The sequence below is a fragment of the Ramlibacter sp. genome (genome assembly GCF_028291745.1).
Classification (GTDB): domain Bacteria; phylum Pseudomonadota; class Gammaproteobacteria; order Burkholderiales; family Burkholderiaceae_C; genus Ramlibacter.
Map to the genome: position 1 here is coordinate 14,169 of NZ_JAQGNQ010000100.1, position 25,912 is coordinate 40,080.

Below are 25,912 nucleotides of genomic sequence, written 5' to 3' on the forward strand. Positions count from 1 at the left end.
CAAACAGCTTCGGACGAAGCGAAGCACCCCGACGAGCTCAACACTAACCATACTCGGACCCCCTATCACAGGTGAGCTGAGCCTGCGGTACGACTATTGCGTTAACGAGGTGGCCATGCATGCGCGACCGCCTAGCAACACGGCCCCTGAATTTCGCACGAACCTGCCGTACGTCCATCCAGGGGGTTACGTCAAATGACAGCCGTGTGTAGGATCGCGTCTTGTTTCGGATAGTTTCAAAGCTGTGGGACCAGAAACACAGTGGGGCAGGGGCATGTACCGCGTAAACGACGAATTTCTTGAAGGATCAATGAATGGCTTACGCGACCGCGCGGGGGCACAGTCTGTTCGCCTCTCTCGTGTGGGGGCTGGCGCCAAACGCTTGCTTGACTTGATGGCGGCTGTCACCTTCTTTGTTTTGTTTCTTCCTCTCTTTGCCGTCGTTGCAATCGGGGTGCGGCTGACCTCGCCGGGACCGATTTTTTACGCTCAAGACCGAATAGGGCAGGAAGGGCGCACTTTTCGCTTCTACAAGTTTAGGTCGATGCTGGTGGATTCAGACGAAGTGCTGAGTTCGTTCCTTGATTCCGATGCAGAGGCCAAATCGGAATGGGATACATACCAGAAGCTCGAACGGGACCCGCGGATCACTTGGTTTGGCAAGTTCATACGCAGGACGAGCCTCGACGAGCTGCCTCAGTTCGTTAATGTCCTGCTGGGCGACATGAGCTTGGTTGGTCCCCGCCCATGCCTGCCAAGCCAGAAGAGCCTTTATGGCAAACACTGGAAGGTGTACTGCGCGGTGAAGCCTGGGCTGACGGGGCTTTGGCAGGTCAGTGGGCGCAATTGGCTCACCTACGAGCAGCGTGTCCAACTGGACGCGAAGTATGTCAAGAACTGGTCGCTCTGGCTCGATTCCAAGATCATGCTGAGGACGATCAGTGTCGTGCTGACGGGCAACGGGTCCCGCTAGACTTTCGCACGCGGATCCGCGGTGCGTAGAGCGCACCGTGGGTGCATCCGTTTCCTGCAACGCGTGCAACGAGCATTGCACGATCCTGAAATGGTCGAGTCACCGCCGAAGCCGGCTATGGCGGCGGCGCCAAGCGCTTTGGGAGTTTCTGTTGAAGATTGTGTTAGTCGTGGGCGTGTTCGACCTTTTTCACCGGGGACACATGGAGCTCTTGAAAGCCGCGCGGGGCTTCGGTGACCGCCTGTACGTCGTGGTGAACGGGGACGACTTCACAGCCGCCTACAAGCGACGCCCGCTGATCGTCGAGTCCGACCGGCTGGCCATCGTGTCGGCGGTGCGCTGGGTCGACGAGGCCGTGATCGCCAATTCGGGCGACATCAAGCCATTCATCGAGCGGTTCAATGCCAATGTCATCGTTCACGGCGACGACTGGCCGCACGACTCGTACATGCGCCAAGTGCATCTTACCGAATCGTATGTGCGCGACCGGGGGATCAAGTTCGTGTACACGCCTTATTACCAAGGAGTCAGCACATCCACATTGATTTCGAAGATCCGCGCCGATGAAGCTTGATATTCAGATCAGCAAGACGCTGGATCTTCCGTTCATTCTCGAATTGTCGGAGAATCCGGAAGCCGACTTCCTGCGTGTCCTGCATACGTGGGAATTGTTCCAGGGCAGACGATTGACCGGCTTGGTTTTGACAGGCAGCTCCGCGAACACCGTCTCGGTCGCCGAAAGGTACGCCGGGTATCTCAAGCGCGCGGGTGCCATCCATGTCGTGCAGGAGTGCGTCCGTTCCAGTTCCCTGGCCGAGGTCGCACGCATCAAGGGCGTCCTGAAGGAAACCGGCGCGGACTTCGTGACCGCAGTGGGCGCAGGTAAGGTTATCGACGTGGCGAAGGCCGTCATAGCCGAATACCCGAGAGCGCTCATTGCGATTCCGTCCGCCCTCTCCAGCGACGGGGTGGGTTCCCCGGTGTCGGTTCTCCGGGACGAAGCGGGCCGGACGGGCAGTTATCCGGCGGCCATCGCGGCGTGCATCTTCGTGGATCTGAGTATCGTCTCAAGCGCGCCGGCGATCCTGACGATGTCGGGCATGGGCGATGTGCTCTCGAATGCGTCGGCGTTATGCGACCTAGCGGATGCCGAGGATTCGTTGTCCTCGCGGGTCAATGGCTTGGCCAAGATTCTCTCCGCCAACGCCTATCAGAGCCTGCTCGACGTGGACAATGGGGAACTGCAAACCATCTCCACCGCTCGCAAGCTGGGCGCGTCAGTCGTGCTGTCCGGTCTGGCGATGGCGCTCTCGGGCAATTCGCGGCCATGCAGCGGTGCCGAGCACTTGATCAGCCACGCGATTGACCACATGAAGGTCGGCAGCGGGACGCATGGCGTCCAAGTTGCGGCCGGCACCTTGTACTGCGCAGCCTTGCGGACGGTGGCGTTCCAGGAAAATCGGATCGACCCGGCCGTCACCGCCGCCATCCGGCGCATCGGCATTCCCGCCACCCCGGCCCAGTTCGGATTGACCAGGCAGGATTTCCTGCGGGCGGTGTCCTTGGCTCCCCGGATGCGGGCGGGCCGAGTGACCTTCCTGGATACCGAGTTCGAAAGTCACGCACTGGAGCAGGCTTTCGAGCTCGCTTTCGAGCATTCCTGATGTGGTCGGCATCCCGAGCGCTACTGTTGGTGCAGTTGGGCAGCATGCTGGTCCCGCTGTTCGTGCTGCCCTACCTAGCGCACGTGCTGCCGGTCCAGGAGTTCGCAGCCGTCGCCTTCGCGCAGTCTGCCTATCAGATCTGCGTGGTGATCGTGGATTTCGGCTTTCCCACTTGGGGAACGCATGCCATCGCGTCCGACCTAGCCAACGAGACCGGCATCAGGGCGCTCTATAAGAGTGTCACGGCGTGCCGCCTAGTCTTGGCAGCGGCCTCGATGCTTGCCCTGTTGGCGTTCGGACTGCTCTCGGGTACCGAATACCGTCAGGAACTGCTGTTCATTTGGCCGGCTGTATTGGCTCAGGCGTTCCAGCCCCTCTGGTTCCTCCAGGGTGTCGAGCGCGTGGAGCGTTACGCCCATATCCTTGTGGTACTCAGGGTCACTTTTGTGGCCGGGGTCTTGCTTGCAGTACATAATCCCGGGGACGGCTTCTGGTCTCCTTTGCTCACCAGCATCACCGCTATCATCGGGGCCGCAGCGGGAACTTGGCTTGCGCGTGGCGCAGGAGCCAGGGTCGGCGTCCCCTCCTTGGAATCTGCACTTCTCGCGTTCAAGGGGGGTGCGGCGTTTTTTGCGTCGCGTGCGGCCGTCGCGACCTATACGCTCGGCGGCACCTTCTACCTCGGTCTTGTGGGAACACCCGTGCAAACTGCCTCATACGCAGCGGCGGAGCAGTTGTACCGCGGCGCCTTGTCGCTCGTCAGTCCGCTGCCGCAGGCACTCTATCCGCAGGTGTCCCGGACGCGAGAAATGCGCGTCGTTGCGCTGTGGGGCATCGGCGCGACGGCCGCCACGGCAGTCGGGGCACTGATCTTCCACTACGTCGGCGCCCAACTTCTGCTGCATGTCTTTGGAGAGAAGCTGGCCCGCGCCTTCGATGTGCTGACGGTCTTCTCCTTTGCCGCGCTGTTCGCTGTGCCGTCGATGTTCGCCGGGTTTCCGCTCCATGCCTGCATAGGCAACCTGCGCTGGGCGAACATCAGCTTGTATTTCGGAGGCGTGTGTCAGACCGCGCTTCTTGTTGGCCTGTACTTTACCGGCAACACGTCCGCGACCTTGGTGGCATTGGGTGTCGTTGCAGCCGAAGCGACTGTTCTGCTCATTCGCATGAAGTCCGCTGTTTCCTACTTCGGATGGCTCCGTAGATGATTCTCGATTATTTAATTCCGTCACGACGCCGCCGCAGCTTCGAGTATGTGAAGCGTACCGACGCCTGGTCGACCGTCTTGGTCTTCGATTTCTTCGCCGTCGCGATGGTCGAGTTAGTTCGCAGGTTACCCCGGGCTAGGCTCTCGCCCGACCACTTCACCGCCTTCTCCATCGTTTTCTTCTTCTTCGGCGTGAGTTGGCTGTATGCAGGCAACACCGGTGTCGCCATGGGAGGCTTTTTCCTGTCCATCCTGATGGACTGCGTGGACGGAAAGCTTGCCCGGGCGATCAACTGGCGAACCAAGCACGGGGCCGTCGCCGATGCCCTGGCGGATTGCGTCGTGCACGGAATCGGGTACCCCCTTATCGCGCTGTATTCCGTGCAGCAGGTGGGCTGGAATTTCGCTGCGGTCTTCGTCCTGGCTTTCTCGCTGTACCTAGTGTGGATCCACATCGACGCCATCAACACCCACATCGGCCGCACCGGCGAGCAGCCCCGCGTGATGGGCGAGCCGCGCACGCCTTTCGCCCGCTTTGGGCTGGCAGCGAATCCGTGGGACATCATCGACATGGCCTTCGTCTTTGTGCCCTTCGTGTTCCTGGCGACGATGGGGCATCCGGTCATCGCCAATTCGCTCATTGCGCTGTTCTTCCTTCTCCAATTCCTGAAGCCTCTGGTGAAGACGGCGATGTGGAGAAGGCTGTCATGAGCTCGGCACGGACGAGTCGGTTGCACGATGCGGCTACCCTGCTGGTGATCGCCGGCTCCGGCAATCTCATCCTCAATTACTTCGGCGGCCCGATCGGAGCCTTCATCCCGTTCGCGGGTGTGGCCCTGCTGGCGCTTGTCTCGGGGATGTCGTTCAAGAGGTCCGACGCCTGGCTGCTGCTCGGCTTTGCCGCCGTGACGGTGGTTCACCTCATCGCCTTCGGCGTCCAGATCCTCCCTTCGACGATGTCGATCGGTGTCCGCCTGGCGACCGCCTTGCTCGCGGTGCGGGTGATTCCTGAGTTCTTCAGCCGCGTGGTCAAGGTGATGTACTGGCTGGCGGCGATCAGCCTTGTATTCCACTTGCCCGTACTGCTGGGCGTGGACATGTCGCCGGTGGTCAACCACTTTTCGATCCCGCTTTCGCTAGGTCCGCTGGACATCCACAAGGACATCACCGGCCACCTGATCGTCCATTACTATCGGCAAGAGGTGATCGAAGGCGAATCGCTGGATCGCAACAGCGGCATGTTCTGGGAGCCGGGCGCCTTCGCAGGCTATCTCGTTCTGGCGCTGTTGCTTGCTTCGCTTTCTTATTACCGGCTCACTCGCAAGCAGTTGGTTGTCATCGTGCTGGCGCTTCTCACGACCCGGTCGACCACGGGATACGTCGCGCTCGCCCTGCTGGCGCTGGGCTACACGCTGTTCTCCGGCCGCTCGAAGCTGGGACGGAGTTTCGTCTTCAAGGTCGTGGCCGGTTGCGCGCTCCCGCTGACTTTCTATGCGGTCTACAGCAACACCAGCTTCCTCGAGGCCAAGGTCGCCTACCAGTTCAGCGCTACCGAAGCGGAGAACAACACCTGGGAGATCACCCGCTTCGGCAATGCGATCTACGACTGGGGCTACTTTCTCCAGCGCCCGCTGACCGGCTGGAGCTTGAGCAACACTACGCGCCCTGGCGAAGAGGAGATTTTGCTCCGGCAGGGCAATGCGCTGACGGGGCTGCCCGTGCGTCTCGGATTGCCGGCGGCTCTGCTCGTCCTGTCTCTCATCCTTCGCTTCTTCCGCCTCAGCGGGGCATGGTCGCCGCTCTGGGCGCTGGCAGTCATTTGCTGCCTGCTGGTCGGTGAGCAGTTCATCTTGTACCCGCTCTTCTTGGCCATGCTGGTCCGGCCGGTAGCGCGCGTTGCGTCACGCCCGCAAGCGGCGGTCCGGCCAAGTCTCGGAATGGTCCAACGAAGATATTAGCCGGCTGGTTCGTCCAGCCTCGTACCGGGTTTCCCTCTCCGCATCAGCCGATGTCGCTTACCTTTACCATCATCACCCCCTGCTTCAACAGCGCGAAGACCATCGAGCACACGATCCGGTCGGTGCGGGAGCAGTCATATTCCCTGGTGGAACACGTCTGTATCGACGGAGGGTCGACCGACGGCACGCTCGAAATCCTCCAGCGCACGGGCGTGCGCCACATCAGCGGCCCGGATGCCGGAATCTATGACGCAATGAACAAGGGCCTGTCCCTGGCGACGGGCGATGTCGTCGGCATCCTGAACAGCGACGACTACTATGCCGATGCCGACGTCCTGAGCACGGTGGCCGCCGCATTCGAGCGGGACAAGCTCGATCTGTTGCATGGGAAGGTCCGGCAGATCGACGACGCCGGTGCAATGGTCTGCGAAGTGGGGCGAAATGCGACTCCGCGCCAGATGCTGCGACGGATGGTGGCTGCGCATCCTTCCGTGTTTATCCGTCGCGCGTTGTACCAGCGCTTCGGCGGCTTCAGCGTGGGCTTCCGGATTGCGGGCGACTATGAACATCTGCTGCGACTCTGGCCGAAAGTGAAGCGTGGCTTCCTCGATCAGGTCGTGGTCGAGATGCGCGTGGGCGGGGCGAGCCATACGAGCCCGGCCGCTAGCTACCGCGAAAGCGCTGCGGCCGCGGTGCTCCATGGGCGCAATCCCTTCCTTGCCGCGCTCGATTGCCTGGAGGGGCTCGCCCGCAACTACGTCGTGCAGGCCCTTCGTGCCCGCCGTCGGCGGGCCTGAGCGATGTCGAGCACCCACGTCCTCGCGCTTGTCCAGCTGCCGCCGCCCCATGGGGGCCAGGCCGCAATGATGAAGATCCTGGTGGATGGCGAATACGAGCATGCTGTCATCCATCCCGTGCTGATGCAATTCGCGCGCGGGATGAATGATATCGGCAAGGTCCGGGGCCGCAAGATCGTGCAGATGATCGGCCTGCCGGCGCGCGTCCTCGCGGCGAAGAGGAAGTTCTCGGCGGATTGCCTTTATTACGGCCCGTGCGGCCCGAATTGGCCGCCGGCCATCCGGGACATCTTCCTGTTGGCGCTGCTGCGGCCGTTCTTCCGGCGCACGATCCTGCACTTCCACGCAGCCGGTTTGTCCGAACTGTATTCAAGGTGCCCCGCGATCCTGCGGCCTTTCTTTCGCAGGGCCTTCTTCGATGCAGACGTGGCGATCAGTTTGTCAGAGTTCAACCCGCCGGACCACGAAGTGTTCCGGGCCAAGCGGGTGCACTATGTCCCGAATGGCATTCCCGACGTGTATTCTGAATCGGGCAGCGAACTTGCGGGAGTACGCCGGAGTAGCGGCCGCGCAGTGGAAATTCTCTTCGTTGGGGTGCTCATGGAGTCCAAGGGAATCCTGATCCTGGTAGAGGCGATCGGCTTGCTGCCGCCGGCCGTGCGGCAGGGACTGAAGGTTGTGGTCCTGGGGCAGTTTTCCTCGCCGCGCTTCGAGCAGGTGGTAAGGGACCGGCTCGCCGCATGCAAAGTCGAGACACAGTTCGATTTTCGCGGGGTGACCGTCGGTGTGGAGAAGCACCGCGCGTTCCTGAGCGCCGATATCTTCTGTCTTCCCACGTTCTTCGAGGCGGAGTCGTTCAGCCTGGTGGTGGCGGAGGCGATGCAATTCCGCCTGCCTGTCGTCGCCACGAGGTGGCGCGGCGTCCAGTCGCTGGTGGAGGATGGCACGTCGGGTTACCTGGTGCCTCCCAAGGAGCCCGGAGAGCTGGCCGATCGGCTGCTGAAGTTGATTGAGGATCCCGGACTGCGCTCCCGGATGGGAGACGCGGGGCGCGCCAAGTTTCTCAAGGAGTACACCGTTACGAAGTTTCGTCAACGGATGGATCGTGTTTTCAAGGAGGTGCAGTGAAGCTGCTCGTTACCGGCGGTTCCGGCTTTATTGGAACCCATCTCGTCGAATACCTGTTGGCACGCGGTCATGAAGTCCTGAACCTGGATATCGCCGCCCCGAACCTCCCAACCCACGAGGCGGCGTGGCGCGAGGTCGACATCATGGATGCGCCGCGCGTTCTTGCGGCGTTCGAGCAGTTCCAGCCGGAGGTGGTGGTTCACCTGGCGGCGCGTACCGACACCGACAGCAATCGCCTGAGCGACTACGAAGTGAACACCGTGGGAACGGAACGCATCTTGGCGGGCATCCGGCACGTGGCGTCGGTCAAGCGCTTCGTTCTCACGTCCACGCAGTTCGTGAATCAGTACAACGGCCTGCCCAAGGGCGATCAGGACTACGCACCCCACACCGTCTACGGCGAGTCGAAAGTGATCGCCGAGCAGGTCACGCGTGCGGCGAATCTGCCGTGCACATGGGTCATCATCCGCCCCACGAACATCTGGGGGGCTTGGCATCGGCGGTATCCGAGCGAGTTCTGGGCGATCCTTTCGAGGAAGCTGTATCTGCACCCCGGGTTCAAGCCGGTGACACGGGCCTATGGCTACGTCGGCAATGTGGTCCAGCAGGTCGCGGCCCTGATCGACGCACCGGCCGAGAAGGTGAACGGGCAGGTGTTCTATGTCGGCGACGAGCCGATCGACCTCTATCAATGGGTCAACGGCTTTTCCATGGCGCAGATCGGCAGTCCCGTGCGCCGCGTCCCGCGCGCCTTCATCCGCGGCCTGGCGCTGGTGGGCGATGCTTTCAAGCTGGTGCATCTGAAGTTCCCGATTACCGGCTCGCGTTACAAGAGCATGACGCACTCGAACTACATCTCCATCAAGAAGACGACCGACGTGTGCGGCGTGCCGCCTTATTCGCTGTCGGATGGCATCCGGGAGACCGTCGAATGGATGCAGACGGTGCACCCCGCGTTGGTCAGGGCAAGCGGCCGGGTCCAGGAGCAGAGGTGAGCGTCTTCTGCGACTGGAATGCGAATCGGGCCAACCCGAAGGGGCGGCTCGTGATGGCTGCGTTCAGACTGGCCAACATGGCCTCTCGGATGGGCAAGCCCTGGCGTTACCTCGCGTACCCCTACGCGATCGCCTATCGCGTTCTCGTCGAGTGGTTCCTCGGCATTGAGCTGCCGTGGAAGCTGACCGTCGGGCCGGGCCTGAGGCTGGATCATGCACAGGCGCTCGTGGTGAACGACAAGGCGCGTATCGGTGCGAACTGCATCCTCCGGAATTCGACGACGATCGGCATCAACCGTACGGACTTCAGCTATTCCGGCAAGGCGCCCGTCATCGGAGACCGGGTGGACATCGGTGCGAATTGCGTGGTCATCGGGGATGTAGAGATCGGTGACGATTCGGTCATAGGCGCCGGCTCCGTGGTAACGAAGAGCTTTCCGCGTGGATCGGTCATTGTCGGCAACCCCGCCCGGCTGCTCCGATCCGTCGCAGGGGACGTGAAGGATGAAGTGGCGTATGGATCGTAAGGTGTACCAGCTGCATGGCGTTCCCGTCGATGTCCTGTCCTGGACCGACGCGCTGGGCCGAATCGGGACGTGGGCCGCGGCGGGCGAGAGCCGATCGGTTTTCGCATGCAATGTGCACTCCATCGTGACGGCGACGCAGGACGAGGTTCATCACGAGGCCCTGTCCCGGGCCGACATGGTCACCCCCGACGGGGCGCCGGTCGCGTGGTCGCTGCGTGCCTTCACGCACATGCCACAAATGAGGATCGACGGCCCCACGTTGATGTGGCGACTCTGTGAGCAGGCCGCATCGGCCGGAACGCCCATCTTCCTCTTCGGAAGCACCGACGAGACCCTGGCGAAACTCGTTGCCCGCCTGCGGCGGGAGTGGCCGAACCTAAGGATCGCCGGCACGATGTCGCCCCCGTTCCGCGCGATGACCGTCCAGGAGGACGAGGAGATCATTCGCCAGATCAACGCGTCGGGCGCGAAGATGCTGTTCGTCGGCATGGGCTGCCCCAAGCAGGAGAAGTGGATCGACGCCCATCGCGGGAAGATCGGGTGCGTGATGCTCGGCGTGGGCGCGGCGTTCGACTACCATGCCGGCACGATCAAGCGCGCTCCCGACTGGGTCAGGCAGGCCGGCATGGAGTGGCTGTTCAGGCTCGCGGCGGAGCCCCGTAGGCTCTGGCGCCGCTACTTCTATACCAACAGCATCTTCATCTGGCTGAGCATTCGCTCCGTCTTGAGTCGTTGGGTCCTTCGCCGCTCGTGAACTGACGTCGCGGCCGGCTCCCGTGGCGTTGCGCACCGTTGCGCCCTCCGGAGTGCGTCTCTAGGCCCGCGCATCGGCAGCGCCGCGTGACACCATGCCGCGGCCGCAGGCCCCAGCATTCCTCGCCAGGTGGTACAACGCGCCTGCATTCGCACAGGAGTTCATTCGTGGGTTCACGTCGCAAGATCATCCAGTCCACCATCGCCGGGGTCGTCTTCCTGCAGGCCGAGGCGAGGGCGCAGCAGGTACAGCAGATTCAGCGGGCGCCCAAGCCATTGGAGCACTTCAGCGTCTTCGACTACATGAGCGCCGAGGAGGTTCTGGACGTCCAGTCCTACAGCCCCTACGCGACGCCGCCGCGGCTGCCGCGCCTGGACGTCACCGCCAAGATCCAGAAGGCGATCGACCAGAACTATCGCGTGTACTTTCCGGCCGGCGCCTATCTGGTTTCCGCACCGATACGGATACGCGGTCGCTCGCAGATCGCGGGAGAGAGCCCCGCGGTCGATCACGGAACCGTCTTCTACGCGAATCCCGCCGCCAGGTGGGCACCTGACCGCGGCGTGCTGGAGACGAAGAATTTCTCCTGGGCGCCGAATCTCTCGGAGGGCGCTAAGCCCGACTTCTGGCATTGGGGTCTGCTGGAAGACTTGGCCGTTATTTGCAATGGCGTCGCCGACTACGGCATCGTCATCTGGTGCGTGGGCGAGGAGTCGCGCCTGACGCGTTGTGATGTCCGCAATGCCGTGAAGGCCAACATCTTCATGGGTGGCGAGATGGCGGTCGGCCATCTGGACAACTGCTCGACTTGGTATTCGAGCAAGGGGGTCGGCCTGCTAATGGACAACCACCCGGTTGCTGGATTCGCGAGCGGGATCTCGGCGCCGAGCGGCGGTCGCGGCAATGGCGGTTCCATTCGGTTGATCGGTCTCTCAGGTGACCACAATGCGCTCGGGCACATCAAGGCCACCGGCTCCCAGATTGTGGACGTGGTCGGCCTCAAGTCCGAATACAACACCCCGTGCATCACCATTGCCGGCGTGGGCGCCGACAACGGCCGCCAGCGGTGGAACATCACGGGTTACCGCTTCGCTTCGGAGAGGCTGGGTGCCGATCGCGACTTCATCCAGATCCAGGGTTCCGCCAAGCCCCAGATCGTGGTCGGCGCCGGCGCCTGCTACAACGCACGGTACCTGATCAATGACGCCGTGCTGGGCGTGACGATCGCCCCCGCGGCCGAGGGCTTTCCAGTGTTCTACGATCAGGACTACGGGGTGCAGATGCGCACTCGCAACGCGCGCTTTCCAGGCAGTGTCACGTTTCAGTCCGACGGGAAGGCCGACAACGCGATGCTGACGATGCGACACGCGAATGCGGCGGACGTTGCATACAGCATAGGCGCGCTCAATCTCGCGTCGGACCAGGTGCAGTTCACGACGGGATCGATCTCGAACAAGATCTTCACCGTTAGCAATGCGGCGCACGGCGACGTCCTCGACCTCTGGTGTTACGACGGTTCGAGGACACAGAGAACGGTGCGGCTCGCGAACAGCGAGGGCGCGGCCTCCGTCATGCTGGCCATGGGCGCCTCCCAGAAGGTGGGCTTCTATGGCGCGAAGCCGGTTGCACGACAGCGGGTGGCCGGATCCCGAGGCGGCAATGGCGCTCTCGCCGATCTGCTGAACAAGCTCGCCACCCTGGGGCTCATCACGGACGCGACGACCGACTGATCACCGGCTGTTGTTGCCCGCACGAGAGATCCGACGGTAGGATGTGGGGACACACATCCCGCCTGTGCTGCGAGCCGGGGCTGCTACTCGCCCTTGAGCGGCTGGTAGGCGTATTGCCGGTACTGGTAGGCACCGTACTTGTAGCCATACCGCCCGTAGTGCCGACGCGTGAGATCGAGCGCATTGAACACGACGCCGCTCACCGTCCGCCCCGCGAGAGCCAGGCGCCGCGCGCTTTCCCGCAGTTCGCCCAGCTGGGTCTGGTCCGCGCGGGCGACGAGAAGAACGGTACCGGCATGCAGCGACACGGACAGCGTATCGGCAGCGACCAGCACGGGCGCGCTGTCGATGATGACCAGGTCGTACTTGGCCGATAGGCTCTTGAGCAGGGATCCGAACGCGCTGCTGACGACGAGTTCCGCAGGGTTGGGCGGCAGAATACCGGTGGGGACGAAGTCGAGGTTGGGCAGCACCTGCTTTCGGATGGCTTGTTCCAGTGTCACTGTCCCGGTGGTCAATTCGGAAAGGCCGCCTTTTCGCTCCACGCCGAAGTACTGGTTCAGGTGCCCCTTGCGCAGATCCGCATCGATGAGCAGAACGCGCTTGCCCGCGCTCGCCAGCACCGCCGAGAAGTTGGCGGAGATGAAGCTCTTGCCGACGCCGGGGGTGGCACCCGTGATCAGCACGCAATTGTTGTGCGCCTCGAGCATGGCGAACTGAAGGGCGGTGCGCAGGCTGCGGAGGCTTTCGACCGCCGGATCTTCAGGAGCCGTGCTGGCAAGCACGTGCAAGCCCTGCTGCTTGCTGCCGACGCGGCGGGCCAGCAGTTCCTGGGTGGAGCTGGACGGCACTGTGCTGTAGACGTTCAGGCCCAGGTCGGCCTCGATCTCCTGTACATTCCGGATGCCGCGGAAGATCGCGTTCCTGGTGATGGCGGCCAGCACGCCCGCAACCAGGCCGAGCGCGAGCGCAATAGCGAGCGTCAGCCCGCGCTTGGGCCGGACTGGTTCCTCGGGAATGGCCGCGGAATCGATCAGGCGCACATTGCCGATCTTGCCTTCGCGGATCAGCTGCATCTGCATCGCGTTGTTGCGCAGTTGCTCGTAAAGCTCGTTGTTGACCTTGACGTCGCGCTCCAGCCGGACGGCATCCTGCTGCACGGCAGGCAGGGCCTTCACCCGGGAGTTGAGGCCGGCGATTTCGCGGTTCCAACCGGCAATCTGCGCATCCAGCGTCTTGACGGCGGGGTGCTCCGGCGTGAACCGGGAGACGAGCTCCAGGCGTCTTTGTTGGGCCTCAACAAGCTTGCTCTGCAGGTCGACCGAGCGCTCTAGGATCAGCTTGGCCTCCTCGTCGAGTGAGACCGTGCCTTTCTGGTTCCGGTAACTGTTGTAGGCCTCTTCGGACTGATCCAACTGCTTCTTGAACTGGGGCAGTTGGACATCCAGGAAGGCGAGCGTCTTCTGCGCTTCGGCCGCCTTACGCTCAACGTTCTGTTGGACGTATTGCTTGCCGATCTCGTTGAGGATGGCCGAGAGGCGTTCGCGATCGGTGTCGCGCAGGCTGGCATCGACGATGCCGGATTGATGTCCCTTTTCGGCTAGCTTGAGGTCGGTCTGCAGCTCCTCGATTTTCTTGAGCCGGGAGAACCGCGTGACGTTGAATTGCGCGCCCGGCTTTCCGGCCAGCTGATGCAGGAGAATTGAGACTTCACCGCCCGGCACGCGCGCCTTCAGCGGCACGCCGACTGTTCCGACAACATCCTTTCCGAAGTCGGAATGGGCGACGGAGAATCGGTCGCCCTGCAGCTTGGTAATGCGGAAGCGCGTGCCTTCGTAGTCCGTCGGAACATCGAAGGTTTCGACCTCGATCTTCTCGTTGCCGGTCACCCAGCCCCCGAAACCGAGCAATCCCGGTTCCGACGGTGCCTCGGCGTGGCGAGACATCCATTCGCCAACGAGCGGCAGATAGCGCGGCCCTGCCTCGATGTAGAGATGGGTATTGTCGACCGCTTGGCCCAGGACCATCCGCGACCGGAGGATTTCAATTTCGGCGGCAGCCGCCGTCTTCACGTCGAACAGGCTGGCCGCTTCGCCCAGAAAGCTTTTCGCGGAACCCGCCGAATCTTCGACTTGGATGAGAAGGTTGGTCTCGTAGAGCGGCTTGGCCAGCAAGGCATAGGCGCCGCCGATGGTCACGGCCAGCGCCGTCACCGCCGCAACCAGCCAGCGGTTATCGGCAATGATGTCCCAGTATTCGACTAGGTTGAGTTCGGCCTCTTCCTCGACACGTTGCTGTGCGGGGTTCGATCCGGCAGCAGTCAGCTGCTGCAAAGAATGTGGGGCATTCATGGAAGTGCCTTTTCAAAGTCTCTCAATGCGGCGCAACCATTCCTTGATGCCTTCTTCAATGTGGAAGAGAGCATCGCGAAACGCTTTATCGGGCTGCCGGTACGGATCCGGCACGTCCTGACTCGTGAACTCGCCAATCTTGAACACGCGCCCGTGCACCTGCGGATACATCTCCTCGACGCGCATGCGTTGAATCTGGTCCATGACCAAGACCAGATCGGCATTGAGACACATCTGCCGCGTAAGCTGGGCCGCCCGGTGATCGGAGATGTCCAGGCCGCGCTCCTTGAGCAGTTGGACAGCCATTTCATCTGCCGGCTGGCCGATCAGTGCGCCCAAGCCGGCCGAACTCACGCGCGCTGCGGGAAGCGCCGCCCGCAACAACCCCTCAGCCATGGGACTGCGGCAGATGTTTCCCTCGCACACGACCAGAATGGAGTTCATGGACCGATGATCTGGCGTCCCGTATTCAGGGCCTGCGCACTCGGCAGAATCAGGCTCATGATGCGGTTCCATTGCACCAGCGGGACCGGATCGATATACACCACGTCGCGTGGCTGCAGCGGAAAGGTCTCCGCGAGCGCCAGCGCCGCAGGATTGCCCGCGTTTAGATGGAACACGGCGGGCGTGCCGTCGCTCGCGTTGCGGATGACGTAGATCTGGCTCGTGTTCGCAGTGTTGAGGTTGGGGCCGCCCGCTTCACCCAGAGCCTCGTTGAGCGTCAGGCGACCATTGCGCATCACTAGGGCAGACGGCCGGCTGATCTCACCCATAACAAACACCTTGCGGTCTTCCCGATTGCGCACGGTGACCAAGTCCCCATTTTGCAGGAGAATTCGATTCGGATTGACTCCCAATTCCTGCAGTTGTGGCAAGTCGATCACCGTCGTTTCGTTGTCACGCGTCAGAGTGACAAACGACCGATCACCTGCAGCGGTGACACCACCCGCTCGGTTGATAGCCTCTGGCAACGTCATTGGAACGTCGGTGAAGATCTGCGTGCCAGGCACGCGGACTTCCCCGTCCACGTAGGCGCGGCGGCTGCGGAAGGAGTTAATCCGGACTGTGACTTGCGGATCCTTGATCACTCGGGCGATACGGCGGGCCACGAGTTCCGAAGCTTGAGATTCTGTGAGACCACCGACATGGATTCGCCCCGCATAGGGAAAGAACACTATTCCCTCGCTATCCACAAGGAATCCCGGCGCACTGCTGATGCCGGTGGGATCGACTTGCTGGCTAATCACCGTCCCCGCTCCCGGCAGGAGTTCCGGGTGGTCATAGACAATCACTGTAATGATGTCACTCGGCCCGATCGTGTAAGGCTTCGCCTCACCGAAGAACTTGATCACCTCAGGCGGGATCGCGGTCGGCTTCGCCCGCGCTTCCGCCTGAATGAGAGCCGGGGTGATCGGCGTGACGGTACCGGCAGCCGCTTGATCAGAATCGCCCGGCACGTACTGCCCCAGAGTTACGCTCGTGCGCGTCTTCGGATCCGCGAAGTCAAAGCCAGGGGCGGTAACAACGGCACATCCCTGCAGCATCGCCATACCGACCAAAGCCACTGAGGCCCACAGCCGGCGAAGTGAATCGTTTCCCATCTCGCTCTTGTTCGTTGATCTATTGCCGTGTCGTGCACGGACCTTTCCGCGACAGGGGCAGAACGGCTCATGCACTTGTAGAAAGCTGCCGGTTCGACGTATTCAGGGCGACAGGGGTGTTGCTGTACTTCCTGTCCAACTGAAAGTTCGTCTCACGTTTCGGCAGCACAGGGGAAAGCTTGGCCTTCGCACCGATGAGAGCGGCGCCCCACAGTATCACTCCGGCGCGGCTGGTGAGCCTCGTCCTAGGGGACCTACGCCATGTGTTACGAAAGGAACATGAAAATATAACCCAGTTCCCCGCGGTGGACTCGTAGCAGCCCCTGGCAAAGGACAGGATTGAGGAAAGTTTGATGTTACTGCAGAGCACGTGCTGCATCACGGATCCGCCGCACGTTGTCCTCCATGTACAGCAGCCCCGCGCGGTCGAAGTTGAAGGTCGCGTCCAGTGAAGGCACCGGCGGGAACACGCCGAAGCCGGTGCGCACCGGGTTGCTCCCCTTCTCGCGAACCGTTGTTTCCACTCCTTGGCTGAAGCGCGGCGATCCCGTTACCTGCACGTGGTGCACCGGTTCCATTTCTCGCCTGGGCGTCAGCGGCACCGAAAGCTGGATGCCGACGAACTGGTGCGTGGACTCATTCTCCAGCTTGCTGCGGCGGTAGTAGAGGTTCACCGATACGTCGCCGAACCACTGGCGCATCCCGAGCTGGAAGCCCAGGTCGTTGTTCATGAAGTTGCCGCCCGTGGCCTCGAAGTACGTGCGCGTGGGAGTGTAGTTGTACCGGTACTCCGCCAGCAGGGGGCGCGCCGTGCGGGGACCGGGCGATCCGAGTTCGCCGAAGTTGGCGTTGCGGAACAGGCCGCCTTCTGCCGTCACGCGGTGCCGGCCTTCGCCCGGTTCCCAGCGCGCCTCCACGTGGGCCCCGTCGAAGTAGCCGCCAAAGCGGCCCAGCGAAACCTGCCCGGTGAGGGCCGTCAAGCCGTAGCTGGCGCTGGTGACCGGGTCCTTGCCCAGCCAGCGCTCCAGTGGGATGCGCGCCGCCTGCGTGAAGGCCGCGCGTTCGACGCGGGTGCGGATGCGCCGGTCGTCGAAGACTCCGCCGGGGTCATAGTCCGAAGTGTTGGTCAGAGCGATGTCCTGCCGGACTTCAGCCGTTGCTCCTGCCCACAGCGGCAGCAGCAAGCCGATGTTCGTGCCCGCCGAATAATCCAGCACGCCGAATTCCGAGCCGACGTTGGTGCGCAGCACGGGAGCGATGGTCACGCGCAGGGTGTCGCGGCTGGGCGCGGCCGCCTTCACCACCCACGCTGCGCCCGATTGCAGATCGTCCAGCGGCGTGGTGCCGGGGGTCGTCAGCTCGCCGGCCGTGCAGGTCTGCGCGGCACCGGCAATCCACGCGCGCAGGCAATCCGCCTCGCCGGTCGCGGCGACGATCGGAATCTGCCGCTGCGTCAGGATGAAGCGGTAGGCCACACGCGTATCGCCCAGCGTGCGGGCCACCGCGCCCAGGCCGGCGCCCAGCGCATCGAGGGAGTTCCAGTTGTAGCTGGCGTTGTTGGCGCGCACCGCAACGGAGCCGTCCGCCATCCGGCCGACGTAGATGTCTTCCAGGCCCTTGGCCTTCAGGGTCTCTGCAAGATCCTGCAGGGTGCCATCGGTGATTGCAGCAGCGCCCGCAGGCCGCGGCGACGCGGGAACTGCGGGGGAGGGCGCCGGGATCGGTGTAGCCACGATGGCTGCGGGCCGGTCGGCTTCGGCCAGCGCGGGAGCGGGGACGCGTGCTTCGTACGCCGGCAGGCGCTGCTGCGTGCCGCTCAAGGGAGGCAGTGGCGCGCGTTGCGTGTTGCCCGGCAACGCAGGAACCTTGTACAGCGGAATGGAGAGGCCGACCCCCCACCAATGCCGATCGGTGACATTGCTGCCGGTAATCCGCTGGTTCACGCCGACGTGCGCCGACCAGCCCTCGGGCAGCCAGGACGCCGGTGCAAACAAACGCGCACCGGCCCACGCGTTGCCGTCCGAATATTCGACATGGGCCCGCACCAGGGGCAGAGGCTGCCAGGCCGCGGAGGCGAACGGGCCATTGAGTGGCGAACGCGACCCGCTGATGCCGTTGCCACTGCGTTTGGCCAGGCCGGCGCTCGCCTCGAAAGGTCCGCCGTCGTACGTGAGCACACCGTAGTAGCTGCGCACATAAGTGACGCTACCGCCGATGTCGGTGAGGCCGAAAGCCGCGTGAAAATGGCCCGACGTGTCCAGCCCGATGCCCACTTTGCCCGAAGCTGACAAATCGCGGACGCCGCAGCCTTCCGAGAAACAATTACGGTTGAGCGACGTGCTGGCGAGACGTCCGGCGAGTTCGAAGTTCGGCAGCAGACCGAAACCGAGCACGAAATTGTCGCCTTTCGGACCCTGCGTGCTGCTGTTTCTGGCGACGATTCCCGGCATCTGGTTGTCGAACGAAAACTCGCTGCGCCCCCACCCGAGAAGGTTCGCATTGGGGGTGATCGACAAGCCGGTAAATCCGGCCTGGGTCATGGTCTGCGCCACTTGGGCCCACGAGGAGGAGCAGGCCAGCAGGACGGCCGCGGAAATGATGGAGTGGCGCATCGGCCTTATGGGTCGTTGTTGAAGGAAAGCACCGATGGCGCATACACGTGATAGTTGTACGCGCAAGCGCACACATTCACTTGCCGCAGTTTACGTGTGTTCACGATTCTTGTAATCTACCCCGAGCGTGCACCCGGCGCGATCCCTTCCTCTCCCCTACTTCCCCAAGGACCTGACACATGAACAAACTCGCGCTCTCCCTCACCCTGCTCGCCTCCGTGGCTTCCCTGGTCGCGTGCGGCGGCGGCGGCGGCGGCACGCCCACCCCGCTGGTTGCCGCGTCCAACGTGACTGCCAACGTGAACGCCTCCACCGTGAACGCGGTGGCAGGCCAGTCGTTCTCGTTCGCTTCCGGCGTTCCATCGCTGGGCACCACGTCCGCCACGACGGTCGCCCTGAACAGCGCCTCCACGTTCACGGTGAGCTCGGCCCAGGGCACCGCCAACGGCAAGCTGACTTTCGGCTCCTGCATCTTCACGGTCACGACCTCCACCTATCCGGCAGGCAGCAAGCTGGCGGCGGGCCAGGTGATCGAGGTCACCCCCTGCAGCATCACCGCGCAGACGGGCGGCCTGTCGGTCTCGGCAGGTGCCACCGCCGTGCCGGTGACCTTCGACGTGGGCAACTCGGTGTCCGCGGCCCAGAACTTCACGGTCGACATCCTGGACAACGGCACTGTCGTCGTGAACGGGGCGTCGGTCGCGACCGTGCAAACGACCGCAGCGACTGGCGCCACGGGCGCAAGCGGCGGCTGATTCAGCTCGCACACACGAAAAAGCCCGCAGTGATGCGGGCTTTTTTGCGCCCGCGAATTGGCGGGCGGCTGTGGATCTGGCTATCGGTAGCGTGGGTCGAACATGCGCCGCGCAGCAAGACCGGCCAGCGTTCCCGTCAAGTCAATGAAGCAATCGCGGATCGTCGGGTGGCGGCCGGGTATGAAGTTCTGGAGCAATTCGGTCACGACGGCCAGCAATGCGGCGAGCGCAATTGCGCGCACAACGGCCGGGCGCCCGCTTCCGTAAACAGGGCACGAGGCAATCAGTGCAAAGAGAGTGAAATGCGCCAGGTGCGCCCACGGCAGCACGTGCCACATGCGATGTTCGATGTCGCTCTTCAATGCGCCGGGCATCAGGATGCCGGCAAACAGCAGGACGAGCAGCGAGACGAATGTCGCCCACTGCACCGGCGACGGGCGGGTGCTGGTCATGGCGGGATTCATTGCTGGTGCCGGAGCCCGGAATCGAACCGGGATGGTGTTGCCACCGGCAGATTTTGAGTCTGCTGCGTCTACCGATTTCGCCACTCCGGCAGCTGGAGAGGGGGAATCGGAAATTATGGCACAGTGATGCCATGGAATATCCGACGATTGAGGACGCGATCGGCCGTACGCCGCTGGTCGCGCTGCAGCGCATTGGAGCGGCCGACAACGCCAGGCGAGGCAACGTCATCCTCGGCAAGCTCGAGGGCAACAATCCCGCCGGCTCGGTGAAAGATCGCCCCGCGCTTTCGATGATCAAGCGCGCGGAAGAGCGCGGCGACATCAAGCCCGGCGATACGCTGATCGAAGCCACGTCCGGCAACACCGGGATCGCGCTGGCGATGGCCGCGGCCATCCGCGGCTACCGCATGGTGCTGATCATGCCGGAGGACCTGTCGATCGAGCGCGCGCAGACCATGAAGGCCTATGGCGCCGAGCTCCTGCTCACGCCCAAGAGCGCCGGCATCGAGTACGCGCGCGACCTGGCCGAGAACATGCAGCGCGAAGGCAAGGGCCGCGTGCTCGATCAATTCGCCAATCCCGACAACCCGCGCATCCATTACGAGACCACGGGCCCGGAGCTGTGGGAGCAGACCGAGGGCCGCATCACGCACTTCGTCAGTGCGATGGGCACGACGGGCACCATCACGGGAGTGTCGCGCTTCCTGAAGGAAAAGAATTCCGCGGTGCGCATCGTCGGCGCGCAGCCCAGCGAGGGTTCGCGCATTCCCGGCATCCGCAAGTGGCCGGAGGAATACCTGCCCAAGATCTATGACCCCCGAACCGTGGACGAGCTGGTCTACGTGACGCAGGACGAAGCCGAGGAAATGGCCCGCCGCATGGCCCGCGAGGAGGGCATTTTCGCGGGCATCTCCGCCGCGGGCGCATTGTGGGTGGCGCAGCAGATCGCGCAAAAGGTCGAGAACGCCACCATCGTGTTCGTGGTGTGCGATCGCGGGGATCGCTATCTCTCCACCGGGGTGTTCCCGGCGTGAGCGCCGCACGGCCGCCCGAAGGCGCTCGCCCCCTCCGCTTGTGGAGGGGGGAGGCGCAGTCCGCGCAGCGGGCAAGCCTGGGGGAGGCATTCTGACCGAGGGTTTTCGGTTCTGCCCGCAATGCGCGACGCCGCTGGCATGGATAGCGCAGCAGGAGGACGGCGGCGAGAAGCAGCGGCTGCGCTGCCCCGCCTGCGGCTGGACGCACTGGAACAATCCCACGCCCGTGCTGGCGGCGGTCGTCGAAGTCCAGGGCAAGATCCTGCTGGCGCGCAATGCGGCGTGGACGAACAAGATGTACGCGCTGATCACCGGCTTCATGGAGGCCAACGAGACGCCGCAGGAAGGCATTGCGCGGGAGATCGCCGAAGAGACGAACCTGCGCGCGCTGTCGCTGGACCTGATCGGTGTCTACGATTTCAAGCGGATGAACCAGGTGATCATCGCCTACCATGCGTTGTGCGAGGGCGAGGTGAAGCTGTCGCCCGAATTGGTGGACTACAAGCTGTTCGCTTTCGACCAGGTGCGATGCTGGCCGGCCGGCACCGGCCATGCGCTGGCCGACTGGTTGCGCAGCAAGAACGTCGAACCGCAATTCATGTAGCTGCACGTAGCCTGGTCAGGGCTTGGCTGCGGTCACCGCGGCTCGCATGACGGGGTAGTTGTTGGTGATCACGCCGGCAACCGGGTATTTGAAGATTGCTGTCAGGTCGGTGGGATTGTCCACTGTCCAGGCAAATACGCTCCGCAGCACCCGTTCTGGACCGCTGTAGACGGGCGAGCTGAGCGCATCCCACGAGACCATCAATCCATCCGCGAATGTGTTTACGGTCTGCAAGGTCGCCGCACTCATTGCGCCACTCACGATGACCTGCACCTCCACATCTGGCAACTGTCGCTTGAAACGCTGAGCGCTCTGGACGAAGAACGAGTTCACGCAAAATTGATGCGTCGGCAGCCCTCCTGCTACCCAGCCTGCACTGTTCAACACCATTGCAATGGCGTCGGGGTCGGTCAAGCCTCCAGACTTGATCTCGAGCAGCAATCCCGTCTCCGCCTGCGTGAGTAGCGAAAGCAGATCAGACAGCAGCGGAACCGGCTCGCCAACGAATTTGGCGCCAAACCATGAGCCGGCATCGAGTTGCTGGATTTCAGCATACGTGAAGTCCTTGATGTTCCACGGGCTGCGTGCCGGATAAAGCGTCTTCACGTTCGTGGTTCGGTCCAGAGTCGGGTCGTGCATCAGCACGACCTGAGCGTCCTTGGTCACCTGTCCGTCAGTCTCGACCCACTTTGCGCCTGCGGCGATCGCCGCGCGAAATGAGGATAAGGTGTTTTCAGGAGCGACCGCGGGATAGCCGCGGTGTCCGATCACCAGCGGGGCGCCAGAGGTGCCCTGTGAGACGCACCCCAGCACGGCGCCTGTGGCCGAATTCACGGGCAGCAGTGCGGGGACAAGGGCCGGTGCGGCTGCAGGTGCGGGGGCAGCTCCAGCGGCTGTGCCTCCAAGTGCGGGTGCGGGTGCGGGCGCGGTGGGCAAGTCCGTCACTGGCGAGCTCGCCGGAGCGGAAACGAAGCTTGGCGCCGCTGCCGCCGGTCCCGTCTCCGCGGCTTCGGGAGCGGCACTCGCATCACTTCCTCCTCCGCATGCGGACACCAGCCCGGAAAGCGCCATCAAGCGAACGACTGCCGTACACCGAGCAATCGCGGCCAAGCTGGTAATCGCCACTTCACTTCCTTTCGCGCTCGGCGCGTGCTGAATACAAATTGTTGCACAGTAAGGCTGAGTAGTGCTGAAAAAGTACGCCCTCTCCAAGCGAGTCTGTACGACGGCCGGGCGCGCGCAATCAAGCGCGAGTACGGACGACGAGTACCTTTTCTACAATGGGCTATTCGGAGGGGCACTTATGGAATTCGACAAGGAAATCGACACCCGCGGGCTGAATTGCCCCTTGCCCATCCTGAAGGCCAAGAAGGCGCTGACGGACATGCAGACCGGGCAGCTGCTCAAGGTGATCTCCACCGACGGCGGGTCGCTGCGCGACTTCCAGGCGTTCTCCAAGCAGACGGGCAACGAGCTGGTGGAGCAGCAGACCGTGGGCGAGGAATTCATCCACGTACTGCGGCGACGCTGAGCGACCGCATCACGCCAGTGGCTTCCATGGCCGGCAGCAGCGACGCGCTCGTCATCCTGCGCAATGCGGCGGGCGATGAGGCCAGCGTCTGCCTGCATGGCGCGCAAGTGATGTCATGGCGGCCGGCAGGCGAGGGCGAGCAACTCTATGCCAGCCCGCTCTCGCCGCCCGCGCCTGGCAAGGCGGCGCGCGGTGGCGTGCCGGTGTGCTTTCCCCAGTTCTCCGAGCGCGGACCGCTGCCCAAGCACGGGTTCGCGCGCACCAGCCGTTGGGAGATGGTGGCGCCGGCGATTGCCACGGCACCGGTCGCCGAGGGACACTTCCAGCTCGATTCCAGCATGGTGCCGGGGAAGTGGGAGCACGGCTTCTGCCTGCTGCTGGTGGTGCGGCTCGGCCCGCGGTGGCTGGAGCTGGAATTGCAGGCGGCCAATACCGGCCGCAGCGCGTATGACTTCACGTGCGCGCTGCATACGTATCTGGCCGTGGCCGACGTGCGCGCGGTGCAGCTCGATGGATTGCAGGGCCTGCATTGCGAAGACATGGTCGATGCCGGCACGGTGCGGATGGCGCGCTCGGAAGCGCTGCGCATCGATGACGAGATCGACCGGGTTTATCGGGGGGTGTCGCGGCCCTTGCAACTCACGGCGGAGGGAGAGCCGCCGCGGCGCATCACGCAGCGCGGATTCGAAGACGTGGTGGTGTGGAATCCGGGTCCGGCCAAGGCCGCGCGCCTGGGCGACATGCCGCCGGAAGATTGGCCGCGGATGCTTTGCATCGAAGCCGCGACGATCGAGCATCCGGTGCAGTTGGCGCCCGGGAAGACGTGGAGCGGGGTGCAGCGCATCGAGTTGCCGCACGCCCAGGGCTTCGGGGATTCGTCGGCTGGGTTGCGGCGGATCCCGTAGGCTGGGATGCGGCGCAGCCGCACCCCAGCTTTCGGTGCACATAGGAAGCGCCGTCTGCTGGGGTGCGGCTTCGCGCGCAGCCCAGCCTACGACGCGCGGGACGCAGCTACAGCTTCAGCGACTTCAAATACCCGCGGAAAGCCGGCCCCACCTCCGCGTGCCGCAACGCCAGTTCGACGGTGGCTTCCAGGAAGCCTTCCTTGCTGCCACAGTCGTAGCGCTTGCCTTCATAGCGGTACGCATGCACGCCCTCGTTGCCGATCAATTGCGCGATGCCATCGGTCAGCTGGATTTCGCCGCCGGTGCCGCGGGGCTGGTTGCGGATCTTGTCGAACACGCCGGGCGTCAGCACGTAGCGACCCGCCACGCCCAGGCGTGAGGGTGCCTGCTCGGGCGAGGGCTTTTCCACCATCTGCTTCACGTTCACCAGGCGTTCGCCCACGGCGTCGCCGGCGACGATGCCATAGCGCTTGACGTGCTCGAGTGGCACCTCCTGCACGGCCAGCACCGAGTTCTGCACTTCGCGGAAGGTCTCCACCATCTGCGCCAGCACGCCGGGGCCGCCGTCGCGGCCCGTCATCAGGTCGTCGGCCAGCAGCACCGCAAAGGGCTCGTCGCCCACGATATGTGCCGCGCACAGCACGGCGTGGCCGAGGCCCAGCGAGCGCGGCTGGCGCACATACGAGCAGTCCATGTCGTCGGGCGTGAGCGAGCGCACCAGCGCCAGCAGCGCTTCCTTGCCGGCGGTTTCGAGTTCGTTCTCCAGCTCGTAGGCGGTGTCGAAATGGTCCTCGATGGCGCGCTTGTTCCGGCCGGTGACGAACACCATATGGCGGATGCCCGCCTCGTACGCCTCCTCGACCGCGTACTGGATCAGGGGCTTGTCCACGACGGGCAGCATTTCCTTGGGCGCAGCCTTGGTGGCGGGCAGGAAGCGGGTGCCCAGTCCTGCAACGGGAAACACTGCTTTGTTAACGTTTGTGAACTTTTTCATATGCCGCAAGTGCAGTTCTCGATAAAGTCAGGCCGCAGAGGCACTGACCGGGATCCTTGATTTTGCTGGAACAACGGGCCCGGCGGCGCCCGAGGAAGGTTTGTGTTGGAAATCCTTTTGCTGGATCGCCTGGTTCCCGAAGCCCTCGCCTGGCTGGGGGAGCGGCACCAGGTCGCCTATCGCCCCGATCTGGCCGACGATCCGGCGGCATTGCGACGCGAGCTCTACAACGTGCAGTCGGTGGTGCTGCCCCGCAGGGTGCAGGTCACGCGCGAATTCCTCGATTTCGCCCCGGTGCTGCGCGGCATCGCGCGCATGCAGGGCAGCGCGGAGAGCACCGATCTCGAAGCCTGCCGCGAGCGCCGCGTGCGCGTGATCCAGGCCAACAGTGCGCAGGTGCGCGCCACGGCCGAATTCCTGCTGGCCAGCCTGATGCTGCTGTACCGCCGCGGCATTGCCGGCGCGGTGAAGGGCGATCGCACGGCCTCGCACGGGCTGGGTCGGGAGCTGCATGGCAGCGTGGTGGGCATCCTCGGGCTGGCGCCGGCCGCGCATGCGCTGGCGCTGATGCTCGATGCCCTGGGCGCCCGCCTGATCGGGTATGACCCGGCCGTGCATCCCACGGCCAGCACCTGGCAGCGCTTGCGCATCCAGCCGGTCAGCCTGAACGACTTGCTGTCGCGCGCCGATGCGGTAACGGCGCAGGTGCTCTATGCCAAGCGCTACGAGCACTTCATCAACGCCAAGGCGCTGGCGCACTGCAAGCCGGGGCAGGTGTGGGTGGCGACCACGCGCAGCGCGCTCTTCGAGCCGGACGCGCTGGCCACCGCGATGGCGGATGGGCGGATCGACGCGGCCATTTTGGATGGCGCGGATCCGGCGTTTGCGGGGCGGGGTACTTCGCTGTACGAGCACCCGAATCTGTATCTCACGCCGCGGCTGCGCGGGGCGACGCGCGAGGCGCGTGCCCGCGGCAGCTGGTACGTGGCGCAGCGGCTGCACGAAACGCTGACGCAGCCGAGGCAATCGGGCTTCGAGGCGCTGATGACGGGGCCGATGGGGCTGGATTCGGTGCTGCCGGAGAGCGCGCCGGTGCCGTTGTCGGATTCTTGAGGGATTGAGGAGAGGGGCCTTCGTAGGCTGGGCTGCCGACAGGCACCCCAGCGACACGCCCGAAAGAAAGCTGGGGTTCGCTGGCGCGCAGCCCAGCCTTGTATCTTCTTCTCCTAGACTTTCAGGGTTCGGGGCGACCCGTTCGGAGCAGGTGCACGCCGTGCCCAGCCTTCTGGCTCAGACCACGTCACGTAGATCTCGCGGCATCTGCTCCC

25 protein-coding genes and 1 tRNA gene are annotated in these 25,912 nt (G+C 63.7%); 18 read left to right on the forward strand and 8 right to left on the reverse strand.

Going from position 1 to position 25,912, the window contains the following annotated elements:
* The first annotated feature begins 274 nt into the window (after positions 1 to 274).
* The 12 genes from JWP60_RS18515 (at position 275) to JWP60_RS18570 (ending at position 11,733) form a co-directional block, all read left to right on the forward strand.
* Positions 275 to 973 (forward strand): sugar transferase, encoded by a 699-nt coding sequence (locus JWP60_RS18515; protein WP_299794726.1) that lies wholly within the window; start codon positions 275 to 277, stop codon positions 971 to 973.
* Between the two features lie 169 nt (positions 974 to 1,142).
* Positions 1,143 to 1,547 carry an adenylyltransferase/cytidyltransferase family protein gene (locus JWP60_RS18520; protein WP_299794728.1) on the forward strand — a complete coding sequence of 135 codons (405 nt, stop codon included), beginning with the start codon at positions 1,143 to 1,145 and terminating at the stop codon, positions 1,545 to 1,547.
* Positions 1,537 to 2,637, forward strand: a complete 1,101-nt coding sequence (locus JWP60_RS18525) for an iron-containing alcohol dehydrogenase (protein WP_299794730.1) — start codon at positions 1,537 to 1,539, stop codon at positions 2,635 to 2,637. The genes JWP60_RS18520 and JWP60_RS18525 overlap by 11 nt, the downstream gene beginning before the upstream one ends.
* Positions 2,637 to 3,845, forward strand: coding sequence for a lipopolysaccharide biosynthesis protein (locus tag JWP60_RS18530; protein WP_299794732.1), 1,209 nt, complete (start codon positions 2,637 to 2,639; stop codon positions 3,843 to 3,845). Before JWP60_RS18525 ends, JWP60_RS18530 begins: the two co-directional genes overlap by 1 nt.
* Positions 3,842 to 4,555, forward strand: coding sequence for a CDP-alcohol phosphatidyltransferase family protein (locus JWP60_RS18535; protein ID WP_299794734.1), 714 nt, complete (start codon positions 3,842 to 3,844; stop codon positions 4,553 to 4,555). Before JWP60_RS18530 ends, JWP60_RS18535 begins: the two co-directional genes overlap by 4 nt.
* On the forward strand, positions 4,552 to 5,802 hold the full coding sequence (locus JWP60_RS18540; protein WP_299794736.1) for a hypothetical protein: 1,251 nt from the start codon (positions 4,552 to 4,554) through the stop codon (positions 5,800 to 5,802). The genes JWP60_RS18535 and JWP60_RS18540 overlap by 4 nt, the downstream gene beginning before the upstream one ends.
* 50 nt (positions 5,803 to 5,852) lie before the next feature.
* Positions 5,853 to 6,599, forward strand: coding sequence for a glycosyltransferase family 2 protein (locus JWP60_RS18545; protein WP_299794737.1), 747 nt, complete (start codon positions 5,853 to 5,855; stop codon positions 6,597 to 6,599).
* A 66-nt stretch (positions 6,600 to 6,665) separates the two neighbouring features.
* Positions 6,666 to 7,727: a glycosyltransferase family 4 protein gene (locus JWP60_RS18550; RefSeq protein WP_299794739.1), complete on the forward strand. Its 1,062-nt coding sequence runs from the start codon at positions 6,666 to 6,668 to the stop codon at positions 7,725 to 7,727.
* Positions 7,724 to 8,722: an NAD(P)-dependent oxidoreductase gene (locus JWP60_RS18555; RefSeq protein ID WP_299794741.1), complete on the forward strand. Its 999-nt coding sequence runs from the start codon at positions 7,724 to 7,726 to the stop codon at positions 8,720 to 8,722. The genes JWP60_RS18550 and JWP60_RS18555 overlap by 4 nt, the downstream gene beginning before the upstream one ends.
* Entirely contained in the window at positions 8,719 to 9,249 is a 531-nt protein-coding gene (locus tag JWP60_RS18560; RefSeq protein WP_299794743.1) for a DapH/DapD/GlmU-related protein, read from the forward strand. The genes JWP60_RS18555 and JWP60_RS18560 overlap by 4 nt, the downstream gene beginning before the upstream one ends.
* Complete coding sequence (locus tag JWP60_RS18565; RefSeq protein WP_299794745.1) at positions 9,239 to 10,003, forward strand: WecB/TagA/CpsF family glycosyltransferase; 765 nt, start codon at positions 9,239 to 9,241, stop codon at positions 10,001 to 10,003. Before JWP60_RS18560 ends, JWP60_RS18565 begins: the two co-directional genes overlap by 11 nt.
* A gap of 167 nt (positions 10,004 to 10,170) precedes the next feature.
* A complete protein-coding gene (locus JWP60_RS18570; RefSeq protein WP_299794747.1) occupies positions 10,171 to 11,733 on the forward strand; it encodes a glycosyl hydrolase family 28-related protein in 1,563 nt (520 codons plus the stop codon).
* Positions 11,734 to 11,816: 83 nt separating this feature from the next.
* Here the strand turns inward: JWP60_RS18570 and JWP60_RS18575 are convergent, their stop codons facing one another.
* The 4 genes from JWP60_RS18575 to JWP60_RS18590 form a co-directional block, all read right to left on the reverse strand.
* Positions 11,817 to 14,084: a polysaccharide biosynthesis tyrosine autokinase gene (locus JWP60_RS18575; protein WP_299794749.1), complete on the reverse strand. Its 2,268-nt coding sequence runs from the start codon at positions 14,082 to 14,084 to the stop codon at positions 11,817 to 11,819.
* A 12-nt stretch (positions 14,085 to 14,096) separates the two neighbouring features.
* The gene (locus JWP60_RS18580) at positions 14,097 to 14,528 is read right to left on the reverse strand and encodes a low molecular weight protein-tyrosine-phosphatase (RefSeq protein ID WP_299794751.1); all 432 of its coding nucleotides are present in this window, start codon (positions 14,526 to 14,528) and stop codon (positions 14,097 to 14,099) included.
* On the reverse strand, positions 14,525 to 15,685 hold the full coding sequence (locus JWP60_RS18585; protein ID WP_299794753.1) for a polysaccharide biosynthesis/export family protein: 1,161 nt from the start codon (positions 15,683 to 15,685) through the stop codon (positions 14,525 to 14,527). Before JWP60_RS18585 ends, JWP60_RS18580 begins: the two co-directional genes overlap by 4 nt.
* Positions 15,686 to 16,041: 356 nt before the next feature.
* The gene (locus tag JWP60_RS18590) at positions 16,042 to 18,297 is read right to left on the reverse strand and encodes a YjbH domain-containing protein (protein ID WP_299794755.1); all 2,256 of its coding nucleotides are present in this window, start codon (positions 18,295 to 18,297) and stop codon (positions 16,042 to 16,044) included.
* Between the two features lie 179 nt (positions 18,298 to 18,476).
* On the opposite strand from JWP60_RS18590, the gene JWP60_RS18595 reads away from it, so the two are divergent.
* Positions 18,477 to 19,052 carry a hypothetical protein gene (locus JWP60_RS18595; RefSeq protein WP_299794757.1) on the forward strand — a complete coding sequence of 192 codons (576 nt, stop codon included), beginning with the start codon at positions 18,477 to 18,479 and terminating at the stop codon, positions 19,050 to 19,052.
* Positions 19,053 to 19,132: 80 nt separating this feature from the next.
* Here the strand turns inward: JWP60_RS18595 and JWP60_RS18600 are convergent, their stop codons facing one another.
* Positions 19,133 to 19,504, reverse strand: coding sequence for a VanZ family protein (locus JWP60_RS18600; protein WP_299794759.1), 372 nt, complete (start codon positions 19,502 to 19,504; stop codon positions 19,133 to 19,135).
* Positions 19,505 to 19,519: 15 nt separating this feature from the next.
* Positions 19,520 to 19,606 (reverse strand) — tRNA-Leu (locus JWP60_RS18605).
* 41 nt (positions 19,607 to 19,647) lie between these two features.
* Between JWP60_RS18605 and cysM the strand changes: the two genes are divergently transcribed.
* Positions 19,648 to 20,550: a cysteine synthase CysM gene (cysM, locus tag JWP60_RS18610; RefSeq protein ID WP_299794761.1), complete on the forward strand. Its 903-nt coding sequence runs from the start codon at positions 19,648 to 19,650 to the stop codon at positions 20,548 to 20,550.
* A 91-nt stretch (positions 20,551 to 20,641) separates the two neighbouring features.
* Positions 20,642 to 21,154: an NUDIX hydrolase gene (locus tag JWP60_RS18615; protein ID WP_299794775.1), complete on the forward strand. Its 513-nt coding sequence runs from the start codon at positions 20,642 to 20,644 to the stop codon at positions 21,152 to 21,154.
* A 15-nt stretch (positions 21,155 to 21,169) separates the two neighbouring features.
* Here the strand turns inward: JWP60_RS18615 and JWP60_RS18620 are convergent, their stop codons facing one another.
* Positions 21,170 to 21,988, reverse strand: a complete 819-nt coding sequence (locus tag JWP60_RS18620) for a glycerophosphodiester phosphodiesterase family protein (protein WP_299794763.1) — start codon at positions 21,986 to 21,988, stop codon at positions 21,170 to 21,172.
* 469 nt (positions 21,989 to 22,457) lie between these two features.
* Between JWP60_RS18620 and JWP60_RS18625 the strand changes: the two genes are divergently transcribed.
* Together JWP60_RS18625 and JWP60_RS18630 are read left to right on the forward strand one after the other, a co-directional pair.
* The gene (locus JWP60_RS18625; RefSeq protein WP_299794765.1) at positions 22,458 to 22,685 is read left to right on the forward strand and encodes a sulfurtransferase TusA family protein; all 228 of its coding nucleotides are present in this window, start codon (positions 22,458 to 22,460) and stop codon (positions 22,683 to 22,685) included.
* A 26-nt stretch (positions 22,686 to 22,711) separates the two neighbouring features.
* Positions 22,712 to 23,590 (forward strand): D-hexose-6-phosphate mutarotase, encoded by an 879-nt coding sequence (locus JWP60_RS18630; protein WP_299794767.1) that lies wholly within the window; start codon positions 22,712 to 22,714, stop codon positions 23,588 to 23,590.
* Between the two features lie 106 nt (positions 23,591 to 23,696).
* Here the strand turns inward: JWP60_RS18630 and galU are convergent, their stop codons facing one another.
* Positions 23,697 to 24,584, reverse strand: coding sequence for a UTP--glucose-1-phosphate uridylyltransferase GalU (gene galU, locus JWP60_RS18635; RefSeq protein WP_299794769.1), 888 nt, complete (start codon positions 24,582 to 24,584; stop codon positions 23,697 to 23,699).
* 105 nt (positions 24,585 to 24,689) lie between these two features.
* Here galU and JWP60_RS18640 point away from each other — a divergent pair, with 105 nt between their 5' ends.
* Entirely contained in the window at positions 24,690 to 25,697 is a 1,008-nt protein-coding gene (locus JWP60_RS18640) for an NAD(P)-dependent oxidoreductase (protein WP_299794771.1), read from the forward strand.
* The last annotated feature ends 215 nt before the right edge of the window (positions 25,698 to 25,912 follow it).